7 protein-coding genes are annotated in these 12,131 nt (G+C 66.5%); 1 reads left to right on the forward strand and 6 read right to left on the reverse strand.

The window, feature by feature from the left end; genetic code table 11:
* Nucleotide 1: 1 nt before the first annotated feature.
* Together AB0K11_RS03205 and AB0K11_RS03210 are read right to left on the reverse strand one after the other, a co-directional pair.
* Complete coding sequence (locus tag AB0K11_RS03205) at nt 2-772, reverse strand: SDR family oxidoreductase (RefSeq protein ID WP_364972079.1); 771 nt, start codon at nt 770-772, stop codon at nt 2-4.
* 44 nt (nt 773-816) lie between these two features.
* A complete protein-coding gene (locus AB0K11_RS03210; RefSeq protein ID WP_364972082.1) occupies nt 817-1,194 on the reverse strand; it encodes an RNA-binding protein in 378 nt (125 codons plus the stop codon).
* Nucleotides 1,195-1,827: 633 nt separating this feature from the next.
* On the opposite strand from AB0K11_RS03210, the gene AB0K11_RS03215 reads away from it, so the two are divergent.
* Nucleotides 1,828-7,230, forward strand: coding sequence for an Ig-like domain-containing protein (locus tag AB0K11_RS03215; RefSeq protein ID WP_364972084.1), 5,403 nt, complete (start codon nt 1,828-1,830; stop codon nt 7,228-7,230).
* Between the two features lie 52 nt (nt 7,231-7,282).
* On the opposite strand, the gene AB0K11_RS03220 is transcribed toward AB0K11_RS03215, so the two are convergent.
* From AB0K11_RS03220 to AB0K11_RS03235, 4 genes are read right to left on the reverse strand one after another with little or no spacing between them, the layout of a single operon-like run.
* A complete protein-coding gene (locus AB0K11_RS03220; RefSeq protein ID WP_364972087.1) occupies nt 7,283-8,056 on the reverse strand; it encodes an MOSC domain-containing protein in 774 nt (257 codons plus the stop codon).
* On the reverse strand, nt 8,053-8,919 hold the full coding sequence (locus AB0K11_RS03225; protein WP_364972090.1) for a pseudouridine synthase: 867 nt from the start codon (nt 8,917-8,919) through the stop codon (nt 8,053-8,055). The genes AB0K11_RS03220 and AB0K11_RS03225 overlap by 4 nt, the downstream gene beginning before the upstream one ends.
* Nucleotides 8,916-10,655 (reverse strand): glycerol-3-phosphate dehydrogenase/oxidase, encoded by a 1,740-nt coding sequence (locus tag AB0K11_RS03230; protein WP_364972092.1) that lies wholly within the window; start codon nt 10,653-10,655, stop codon nt 8,916-8,918. The genes AB0K11_RS03225 and AB0K11_RS03230 overlap by 4 nt, the downstream gene beginning before the upstream one ends.
* Before the next feature lie 60 nt (nt 10,656-10,715).
* A complete protein-coding gene (locus tag AB0K11_RS03235) occupies nt 10,716-12,131 on the reverse strand; it encodes an NAD(P)H-quinone dehydrogenase (protein WP_364972094.1) in 1,416 nt (471 codons plus the stop codon).

Below are 12,131 nucleotides of genomic sequence, written 5' to 3' on the forward strand. Positions count from 1 at the left end.
TCTAGCGGGGAGTCCCGCCGCCATCCACGATGATCGCCTGGCCGGTCAGATAACTGCCCGCATCGGAGACGAGTAGCAGTGCAGCGCCCACCATCTCGTCCGGAGAGGCGAGCCGCTTCTGCAGGGTCGCATTCGCCATGCCGTCGATCACGTCGGTCGGGTTGTTGCGCATCATGTCGGTGTCCACAGGGCCGGGCGCCAGTGCGTTGACCCGGATGCCGAAGGGTGCGTACGCGGCGGCCATCGATCGCGTGAACGACAGCAGCGCCGCCTTGCCCGCGGCGTACATGGACACTCCGGGCGCGAAGTTGAACGCGCCCACCGACACGGTGTTGAGCACCGCCGCCGCGGGGCTGGCCTTCAGGTGCGGCAGCGCCTGCTGCACCAGGAACACCGGTCCGCGCAGGTTGACCTCGAACGACTTCGTCCACGCCTCCGGCGTCATCTCACCGAGCGGTTGGGCGAGCGCGTTGGCCGCATTGTTGACCACCACGTCGATGCCGCCGAACTCGTCGGCGGAGCGGGTGACCAGTGCCTCGAGGGAGTCGAGGTCACCGAGGTGCGTGGGTACGCCGATGGCGCGGCCGCCGAGGCCGCACAGGTGCGCCGCGGCCCGTTCGCAGGCGTCGGCTTTGCGGCTGGCCACCACGACGTCGGCGCCTGCGAGGACGAACCCTTCGGCGAGTGCGAGTCCGATGCCGCGGGTGCCGCCGGTGACGACGACGGTGCGGCCGGTGAGGTCGAAGAGACGGTCGAACGCTGCGCGGTCCACGGCGTCAGTGAATCACGCGCCGTCCGTCAGGCCGCGAGAAGCGGTCAGATGCAGCCGCTCACGCTGATCCGTCGTCCGACGTTGGCGCACACGTCGACGTTCGGCCGCGGCGGCGGGGGCACCCACACCGGCGGCGGTGGCGGTGGGGGTGGAGGCGGCGGAGGCGGTGGCGGGGCTCCCGGCGGCGGTGGCGGGGGCGGCGGGGGCGGCGGTGGCGGTGGCGGGGGTGGCGCCAGCGCGTCGTTGAGGTAGTACAGCGGGTCGGCGCAGGTGCTCACGTCGACGTGGCGACCGCCGACCGAACCGCACAGCGTGGCATCGGCGACGGGCGTGATCGGGGTGACGAGACCACCGACGAACAGCAGCGCGGTCACGGCAACGGCGAGGCGCCTTGAGGTGTGCACGTGAATATGTTGCGTCATGGGGATCTCCCCGACGACTGTTCCGCCGTTTTGCCTCGAGCTTTTGGTGCAGCGCGAGGCGTCGAGGTCTGCATCGCACAGATCGGTGAGGCCTGAGAACGGTTCGCTGACTTCCGCCGATCTTCGCTGATTCAACTAGAAACCACTTTGCTGCATCCCAATTATCAGCGGATTGATCGTGAAATCCGCCGCCGGAGAGAAATTCGGCGCGCAGCCCCGAACCCCACTCAGCTATTTCTCAGGAAGCCGGACAGGAGTGCCGCGGGAACTTCGCCGGCCCCGGCCCGCTTCATGATCAACGACTCTCCGGCGCGATGAAGGAACGTCACAAACTCTGTCAGGCAATGACATTGCGGCAGTCCTTTACTTCGCGTGTCGCGCCGAGCCGCATGGCGGCGGGGTGAAATCTCCAGCCGCAGATACTGAGAAGGAGCAACCTCAGGTTTGTTGCCCGAGGAAGAATAGGGCGCCTCGCAACCACTCAGCTCCCGCCGTGACCGCTCCGCACGTTTTTCAAACGTACTTTTCCGGGTTTTCTGAAACAGCTATCGATCTTGGCAGTTCTGAACTTAAAGTTTGCTGAACCCGCGTTGGGGGCCTCGAGTCGAGGATCAGGGAGTAGGGGAAACCGGGATGGCTGCTGCCCAAAATCGCCAAGCACGTCGGCGTCAGCGTCGTGAGAGCAAGGCGGCGCGCATCTGCCCGCCTCAGGCGGTGGCTCCGAGCGCCACGCTCGCGCGGATTCCCGCGTCCGCCCCGATGCCCGGCTATGCCCGGTTCATCGGCCGTGTGGGTGCTTTGGCGGTCGCGCTGGGTGTGGGTGCGGCGGTGGCGACCGGTTACGGCGTGCCGGTTGCCCACGCGGACGACACGACGCAATCGTCGAACGACAACGACAAGGGCGACGGAGATTCCGGCCAGGACAACAACAACAACAACAACAACAACGAGAACGAGAACCAGGGCGACGACGACGGGGACGCCGACGACGACGATGATTCGCGGGACGCGAAGGGCGACGACACAACTGTCGGCGACCATGAGGAAGGCGACGACAGCCAGGCCAAGCTGTCTGAGGACGACCTCGACACGGACGACGGCATAGGTGACGATGAGCAGCAAGAGCAGGTCGGTGGCACCCTCCTGCTCCAGGGTGACCCGATCGGCGGAGCTCCTGCGCCGGCGAAACTCCCCGTAACCCCAACGCCGCCAGTGGATGTTGCGCCCCCTGCGCCGCCGGCCGATCCACCGCCGCCTGTCCCGATCCCGGAGGCACCGAAAGCGCCGATCGACGTGATCCAGCCCGCGGTGGGCGATCCCAATGCTGATGCGGACCAGCACGTTCCCGTTCCCGTACCCGGCGGAGGTGCACCTCTCGAGGCCGACACCGGCCCGAGTGGAGTCGACCAACTACTCGAGGGTGCCACCCCGGTCGAGTTCACTGTCGAGGAGCTCGGCAACGGCGCCGCCAACAGGGTGACCACCTTCAACGTCGAGGATTCGCAGGGATTCTCGGCCCTGATCGCGCCCGAGCCGAACATCATCGAGCCCGAGCAACCAGATCTCTTGGCCGGCCTTGCGACGTTCCCCAGCGTCGTCGCCCGGTTGGCGTACACCATCACCGCAGCGTTCCTGTCTCCATTGCTGGTGGGGGGTCCCACCGCACCAGCACAGCCGCCGCTGTTGTGGGCGGTGCTCGGTTGGGTCCGCCGAGAGTTCCAGCGCACACTGGACAATCAAACCCCCACCGCCGTCGATGACCCGGCAGTCACCACCAGCGAAGACGTAGCCGTGACGATCTCTGCGTTGACCAACGACGCCGACACCGACGAAGACCCGCTGACCGTCACCGACTTCACGCAGCCGGAGCATGGCACCGTCACCTACGACGCGACGATCAAGCAATTCACCTACACCCCCGACGAGGACTTCCACGGCACAGACACGTTCCAGTACGCGGTCTCCGATGACGGCGCCGCACCGCACCAGCACGGAATCCTGGGCGGCCTGTACAACGTCGGCCACCAGGACACGGCCACCGTCACGGTGACGGTCACACCGGTCGACGACGCACCGGTCGCGCAAGACGATGCCGCAACGATCGCCGAAGGCAGCTCTCAGAACATCGCAGTCTTGTCGAACGACACGCTCTCCAATCCGAATTCCACGATCAACCCTCAGACGGTTGCCATCACCCGACACCCGACCTTCGGCACCCTGACGGTCAACAGCGACGGCACGATCACCTACCAATCCAATGGTGCCGAGGTGACAGCGGACAGCTTCGAGTACACCGTCGACGACACCCTCGGCGCCACGAGCAACGCCGCCGCGGTGACCATCACGATCACACCGACCAACGACGCACCGGTGGCGGATGATGAAACAGCATCCGTGGATGAAAATGGATCGACCGTCATCGACATCCTCACCGGCGACTCCGACGTCGACGGAACCATCGATCCGTCGAGCGTGCTCATCGTTCAACCGGCCAATGGAACGGCGACACTCAACGCAGACGGAACCGTGACCTACCTGTCCAATGGCGCCGACGTTCCCACGGATTCGTTCACGTACACCGTGAAGGACAATCTGGGAACGTCCAGCAATGTCGCGACCGTCACGATCACCATCACACCGGCCAACGACGATCCGACAGCCAAACCGGACGACATCTCGGTCGGCGAGGACAGCACCGGCTACACCATCAATCCTGCGGATCTCCTGGCCAACGACACCGACGCCGACAACCCCAACAGCGATCTCACCATCACCAGTCTCGTCGGCAACGCAGGCGGCGGCACCATCACCACGAACGGCTCCGGCGGCTGGACCTACACACCACCGGCCAGTGCCCAATCACTTGCGGTCAATGAAACATCGACCGAGACAGTGACTTACACCGTCAGCGACGGCGCCGGAGGCACCGCCCAAGGTACCGTCAAGATCACCATCGTCGGCGCCAACGATGCGCCCACCGCTGACGCCCTGGTGGGATTCCTCCGCGAGGATCAAGAGGTACCGCTGACCGACGAAGTCCTGCTGTCCTTCACCAACGATCCAGACACCAGCGACACCCTGGTGATCACGAATATCAGCGACCCGGCCAACGGCACGGTGATCGACCACGGCGACGGTACCTACACGTACAAGCCCGACCTCAACTTCAACGGGCAGGATTCGTTCGAATACAGCGTCTCCGACGGAACCACCACGACCACTGCGACTGTCACGATATACCTGTCGGAGGTCGACGATCCTGCAGTCCTGGAAAGCGACTCGGCCACTGTGGCCGAAGACTCCGGCGCCACCACAATCGAGGTGCTGGACAACGATAGAGACGACGACGGCGCACTGACCATTTTCAGCGTGACCCAACCCACCGGTGGCACCGTCACGATCAACCCCGGGGGGACATCACTCAGCTACACACCCGACCCCGAATACAACGGTGGCCCCGACTCCTTCACCTACACCGTCAGCGACCCCGACGGGCATGTCGCCACCGGGAGCGTCACCGTCACCGTGACCGCCGTGCCAGATTCTTCGATCGCCAACGACGACTCCCTCGAGGTCGCCGAGGACTCCGGTACCACCACCATCACGGTGCTCGAGAACGACTTCGACCCCGACGGCCCTCTGACGATCACCGACGTGACACAACCCGTGGGTGGCACCGTCGCCATCACCGGTGGCGGCACTGCGCTCACCTACACCCCTGACGCGAACTTCAACGGCGGTGACAACACCTTCACGTACACCGTCTCCGACGGAACGAGCACCGCAACCGCCACGGTGACCGTATATGTCACGCCTGTCGCTGATCCCACCATCGCGGGCAACGACGCCATCACCGTCACCGAGGACTCAGGTTCAACGACCATCGATGTGCTCGCCAACGACTACGACCCCGACGGCCCTGTGTACGTCACCAGCGTCACGCAACCCGTCGGCGGCACCGTGGCCATCAATCCCGGTAACCTCTCGGTGCGGTACACCCCTAATCCGAATTTCAATGGCGGCCCGAACACGTTCACCTACACCGCCACCCAGAACGGGGTGAGCACGACGGCAACTGTCACCGTCACGGTCACCGCCGTCAATGATGTGCCGGTCGCCAATGTCGACTCCTTCACCACAAACGAGGACACCGGGGTCACAAGGACCCTGCCTGCGACCGATGCCGACGGCGTGGGCGGTCTGACCTACTCGTTGGTCACCAACCCGACCCGGGGCACCATCACGAATTTCAATCCGGCCAACGGCACGTACACCTACACCCCCAACCCTGCACAGCAGGGCCTGGACACCGGCGAAAGCGCACCCGACAGCTTCACGTACCGCGTGAACGACGGCACGGTGAACAGCAACACCGCTACGGTGAACATAACGATCACCGGTGTCAACGACGCTCCGGTGACCGGCGGCGACGTAACCATCACCACCGACGAGAACACGTCGATCACGCGCACGCTCCCCGTCGGCAGTGACGTCGACGGCGAAACGCTGACTTATCAACTCGTCACCCCAGCGACCCACGGCACTGTCTTCAACTTCAACGGCGTCACCGGTAGCTACCTCTACTCCCCCAACTCCGCCCAGCAAGGTTTGGACACCGGCGAAACTCGAACCGACAGCTTCACCTACCGCGTCAACGACGGCACCACCGGCAGCACCACGTCAACCGTGTACGTCACCATCACCGGCGTCAACGACGCGCCAGTCGCAGTGGGCGATTCGTTCACCACCACGGAGGACACGGCAGTCACCCGAACGCTGCCCGCGGGCACCGACGTCGACGGCGAGACGCTGACCTACGTCCTCGATACGAACCCGACCCACGGCACCATCTCGAACTTCAACGGCGCGACTGGCTCGTACACCTACACGCCGGCGGCCAACTACCTCGGACCCGACAGTTTCAAAGTCCGGGTCAATGACGGCACCGTCGACAGCGCGAACGCTGCGACCGTCACCATCACGATCACCACCAACGACAATGCCGACGACAACGAAATTTCCGGGACCATCACGGTAGCCGGCACACCGACAGACGTGGTCTTCAGTCCCGATGGAACGAAGGCTTACACCGCCAACGCCAACGGCACGATATCGGTCATCAACACCTCGACCAGAACACTGATCGACACCAACACCTCGACGGGAGCAGTCGACCCGATCACGCTGCCGGTGAACCAAATTCCGCAAGCAATAGCGGTGAGTCCGAATGGCACACGCCTATATGTGGTGACGAGGGATTCCAACACCGGCGCAGGACAGATGCGGATCTACCGCACCGACACCTACACGCAGGTGGCCACCTTCGGTGTCGGCGGCAACCCGGTCGACATCGCCGTCGACGGAACCCGGGTCTACGTTGCGAACAATCCCGGCACCGGCTCCGGCTCGATCACCGTCATCAATGCCAACACCGCCACCGACAACTACGCCATCATCGGATCGATCACCCAGCAAATCGGACAGCCTGTGGCCTTGGCGGTCAGCGGTGGCCGGCTCTACGTCGTGGACGCCGACAGCCAGACCGGTACCACATCAAGCGTCATCGAATACAGCACCACCGGAGCCTCGAACACCTTGCCGACTCGCATCGGACAGGTGGACTTCAGCAACTATGACCAGAACGGGTTCGTCGTCAATCCTGCCACCAACACGGGGTACGCAGTCGGGACCGTGACAGGAGGCACATCCTATGCCACGGTGGCGCTCTACAATTTGAATGGCACTATCGACTTCATACAGGGAAGTGACATCGCCCTGCTCGGCGGCTCACCCGCGGGGCTCGCGTTGAAGGGCAGTCGGCTCTATGTCGCCGTCGGTGACGGCAGCACATGGGTGGTCAACACCACAACCAACGCGGTAATCGATGCCGACCCGAATGCGTTCGGCAACAATGCGATCACGCTGCCCAACGGGGTCGACGCGACCGACGTGGCGATCTCTCCCACTGGTGCCTACGCGTACGTCTCGGGAAGCGACGGCAAACTGTATATCGTCAACATCATTCCCTCGGTCTGATCTCGACGCCAAAGGCGGGGATTCGCACAGCGATTCCCCGCCTTTGGTCATGTCAGAGCGCCCGCGCGTCCAGCGCCGCCGCGATCGCCCCGCGCCGCGGCGGCACCTGCTCGACGCGCACTGCGTCGCCGACACGCACCACCCCAGTGCGCACGACGTCGGCGTACGCCCCGACCGACGGAGAGTCACCACGCACTGGCACGTCGCGCTGGCGGTCGCGGGTGATCGTGCGCAGGATCCGCTGATCGCGGGCCAGCCCGGGCTGGGCTCGGGTGGTGACGATGCACCGCGGCGTTGGCATCACCACGTGCAGCAGCACTTCGGCGCCGATGTGCAAGTCACAGCCGAGCCAGCCGTCCTCGGCGTCCGGTTCCGCGTCGACGAGCAGATTGGGCCGAAACCGTCGGGCATCCCAGTCTCCGTCGGGATGCCGGTCGGCCAGCCAACGCAAGGTGCCCGTCGCCGCGAGATGTACCGGCGCCAGATCCACTAGCGCGCCCGGGTTTTCGGTCGCCAGGCGTACCTCGACGCCGAGCAGCTCGGATACCCGTCGGGTCAGTGCGTCGTCGTCGTCCTGTATCACCGCGCCGTCACCGAACTCGACCTCGATGGGCGGCGCCGGATCGTCGGTCGTCGGCTCCCGCAGATACCGGGCATGCCAATTCAGCAGCTTGCCATGCTGTTTGGCGCTGATCCGCTCACCGGACTCCACGGCGAAGAATGCCCGCACCCGGTCACCGAGCACTCCCCCGTCGACGAACGTCAGGTGGTCGGGCTGCTCACCCCACATCGACTTGACCGGGTGGCGCCAGAGCCGTTCGATCACGCCCACAGTGTCTGTCCCGTCGTGAAGCACCGGGTCGCGCCGGTGAGTGGGTCCTCGAATTCGAGGTGCTGCGCCAGGAGCTGCAGTGGCCGGCCGAAGTCGTCTGCGGCCACGTCGAGCACCCGGGGGTAGAGGGGGTCGTTGGTGATCGGCACGTCGAGCGAGTTCATGTGCACCCGCAGCTGATGTGTGCGGCCGGTGCGCGGCGTCAGGCGGTACCGGTCGTCGCCGAGATGCTCGACCACCGTCTCGGCATTCATGTCACCCGGCTCCTCGTAGGCCTGCAACCGACTGCGCTGCTTGACGATTCGGCTGCGCAGCACGATCGGCAGCGCGACGGTCGGCGTTCCGGCGGCCCGCGCCAGGTAGGTCTTGCGCACCGCGCCGCGGGCGAACATCGTCTGGTAGGCCCCCCGCACGTCGCGGCGCACCGTGAACAGCAACACCCCCGCCGTCAGCCGGTCCAACCGGTGCGCCGGCGACAGGTCCGGCAGCGAAAGCGATCGGCGCAGCCGCACCAGCGCGGTCTGCGCGACATGACCACCGCGCGGCATGGTGGACAGGAAGTGCGGCTTGTCGACCACGACGATGTCGTCGTCGCGGTGCAGCACCGGCACGTCGAACGGCACCTCCACCTCGTCGGGCAGGTCGCGGTACAGGTAGACCAACGAATTCGGCGGCAGCACAGTGCCCGCCGTCACCACACTGCCGTCAGCCGCCAGCACCTCACCGCCGAGCACCTTCTCGGCCGCGGCCTCACCGAACCGCGAAGCCAATTCGACGAGCACGGCACCGCCGCGCAACCGGACCCGCGCGGGACCCACGCCGTCACGCACCGGCAGCGGCGCCGCCCGCCGCGTCACTTCAACGGAACCGGTTCGAGGATCTCGGCACGCGCCTCGGGTGCGGCGGCCCGCAGCGCGTCCGCCGCCTCGTCGTCGTCCTGCGACTGGGACAGCACCTCGGCCTCCACCCGGGCCAGGTACGTGTCGACCTCACGGTCGATGTCCTCGGCGCTCCAACCCAGCACCGGCGCAACGATTTCGGCGACCTCGCGGGCGCAGTCGACGCCACGGTGCGGGTACTCGATCGAGATCCGCATCCTGCGGGCCATGATGTCCTCGAGGTGCAGCGCACCCTCGGCAGCGACGGCGTAGGCCGCCTCCACCTTCAGGTAGACCGGCGCCTCGGTGATCGGGGTCAGCAGCTCGGGATCGCCGTCGGCAAGGGCGAGGACGTCACCGATCAGCGAGCCGTACCGGTCCAGCAGGTGGCGCACCCGGTAGGGATGCAGGCCGTAGCGCGCACCGACGCTCTGGGTCTGGTTGATCAGCGCGAAGTACCCGTCGGCGCCCATCAACGGCACCTTCTCGGTGATCGACGGCGCCACCCGGGCCGGGATGAACTCGGCGGCCGCGTCGATCGCGTCCTCCCCCATCACCCGATAGGTGGTGTACTTGCCGCCCGCGATGGCCACCAGGCCCGGGGCCGCAACGGCGACCGCGTGCTCGCGGGACAACTTGGAGGTCTCCTCGCTCTCGCCTGCCAGCAGGGGGCGCAGTCCGGCGTAGACGCCGTCGATGTCGTCGTGGGTGAGCGGAGTGGCCAGCACCGTGTTGACCGTTTCGAGGATGTAGTCGATGTCGGCCTTGGTGGCGGCCGGATGCGCCAGGTCGAGATTCCAGTCGGTGTCGGTGGTGCCGATGATCCAGTGCGTGCCCCACGGGATGACGAACAACACCGATTTCTCGGTGCGCAGGATGATCGCGACCTCGCTGACGACACGGTCGCGGGGCACCACGACGTGCACGCCCTTGGAGGCCCGGACCCGGAACCGGCCGCGCTCCTTGGACAGCGCCTGGATCTCGTCGGTCCACACGCCGGTGGCGTTGACCACGACGTGGCCGCGCACATCGGCGACCTCACCGTCCTCGGAGTCACGGACACGCACCCCGATCACCCGGTCGCCCTCGCGCAGCAGCGACACCACCTGAGTCGAGGTGCGGACCACCGCGCCGTAGTGCGCGGCGGTGCGGGCCACCGTCATCGTGTGGCGGGCATCGTCGACGACGGTGTCGTAGTAGCGGATGCCGCCGATCAGCGAGCTGCGCTTGAGCCCGGGCGCCAACCGCAACGCTCCCGACTTCGTCAGGTGTTTCTGCGCGGGGACGGATTTCGCGCCGCCGAGCTGGTCGTAGAGGAAGATGCCCGCGGCCACGTAGGGGCGCTCCCACCAGCGGTTGGTCAGCGGGAAGAGGAACGGCATCGGCTTCACCAGGTGCGGCGCCAGGGTGGTCAGCGACAGCTCCCGCTCGTGCAGTGCCTCGCGCACCAGCCCGAACTCGAGTTGTTCGAGGTAGCGCAGACCGCCGTGGAACATCTTGCTGCTGCGACTCGAGGTGCCGGAGGCGAAGTCGCGTGCCTCGACCAGCGCCACCTTGAGGCCACGGGTGGCGGCGTCCAGGGCGGCGCCCGCCCCCACCACGCCGCCGCCGATCACCACCACATCGAACTGCTCGGTGCCCAGCCGCTGCCATGCGTCAGCGCGATATACAGGGCCCAGGAAGGTCTGTCCGCTGCCTGCGATCGGGTCGCCCACTGGAGATCCTCGCCTAGTTACTCGTCGGTACGGTTTGCTCGTACCCCAGGTTACGTGCGGTCAGTCCAGATCGTCGTGTCTCATCAGGCGGCGGCCGGCCTCGGTGATGGATCCCGACAGCGATGGATACACCGAGAAGGTCTGCGCGAGGTCTTCGACGTCGTTGCCGTTCTGCACCGCCAGCGCGATCGGCACGATCAACTCCGAGGCGATGGGCGCCACCACCACACCCCCGATCACCACGCCGGTCGCCGGTCGGCAGAAGATCTTGACGAAGCCGCGGCGCAAGCTCGACATCTTGGCCCGCGCGTTGGTGTTGAGCGGCAGCATCACGGTGCGCGCGGGCACCGAGCCGTCGTCGATCTTGGACTGCGGGACGCCGACGGCGGCGATCTCCGGCCGGGTGAACACCGCGGCGGCCACCGTGCGCAGCCGGATCGGTTCCAGGCCCTCCCCCAGCGCGTGGTACATCGCGATGCGGCCCTGCATGGCCGCCACCGAGGCGAGCAGCATCAAGCCGGTGCAGTCACCGGCGGCGTAGATGCCCGGCACCGACGTGCGGGACACCCGGTCCACGTTCAGGTAGCCGCCCCCGCCCAGCTCGATGCCGACCCGCTCCAGGCCCAGTCCGGTGGTGTTGGGCACCGAGCCGACCGTCATCAGCGCATGGCTGCCCTCCACGGTGCGACCGTCGGTCATCGTCACCAGCACCCCGGTGTCGGTGCGGGTGACGGACTCCGCCCGGGCGTTCTTGACCAGCGTCACGCCGCGTTCGAGCAGGGCGTCCTCCAGCACCGCCGCGGCGTCGGAGTCCTCGTGCGGCAGGATCTGGTCGCGGCTCGCCACCACGGTGACCTTGACCCCGAGTTCGGTGTAGGCGTTGACGAACTCCGCGCCGGTCACCCCCGACCCGACCACGACCAGGTGTTCGGGCAGCGCGTCCAGGTCGTAGAGCTGGCGCCAGTTGAGGATGCGGTCGCCGTCGGGCTCGGCGCCCTTCAGGACGCGCGGCCGGGCGCCGGTGGCGATCAGCACGACGTCGGCCTTGAGTTCGCTCTCGGTGCCGTCGTGCGCGGTGACCTTGACGGTGTGTGCGGCCATCCCGGGCATGTCGTCGACCAGTTCGCCGTGGCCTGCGATCAGCCGGACGCCCTCGTTGCGGAGGCGTTCGGCGATGTCGGCGGACTGCGCTGCCGCCAGAGTCTTCACCCGCTCGTTGATGCGCGGCAGTGAGATCTTGGCGTTGTCGAAGTCCAGCGCGTAGCCGAGATCGGGCGCCCGGCGGAGTTCGGTGCGCACGCCGGTGGAGGCGATGAAGGTCTTCGACGGCACGCAGTCCCACAGCACACACGCCCCACCCAGCCCGTCGGTGTCGACGATGGTGACGTCGACGTCGTCTGGACCGCGTGCGGCCGCCACGAGCGCTGCCTCATATCCGGCGGGCCCGCCGCCGATGATCACGATGCGGGTTGCCAC

Source organism: Mycobacterium sp. NPDC050551, assembly GCF_040674075.1.
Taxonomy (GTDB): Bacteria; Actinomycetota; Actinomycetes; order Mycobacteriales; family Mycobacteriaceae; genus Mycobacterium.

Excerpts from the sequence above, each read along its gene's own strand:
- AB0K11_RS03210 (WP_364972082.1), bottom strand. The coding sequence starts at position 1,194 with ATGACGCAACATATTCACGTGCACACCTCAAGGCGCCTCGCCGTTGCC.
- AB0K11_RS03215 (WP_364972084.1), top strand. The coding sequence starts at position 1,828 with ATGGCTGCTGCCCAAAATCGCCAAGCACGTCGGCGTCAGCGTCGTGAG.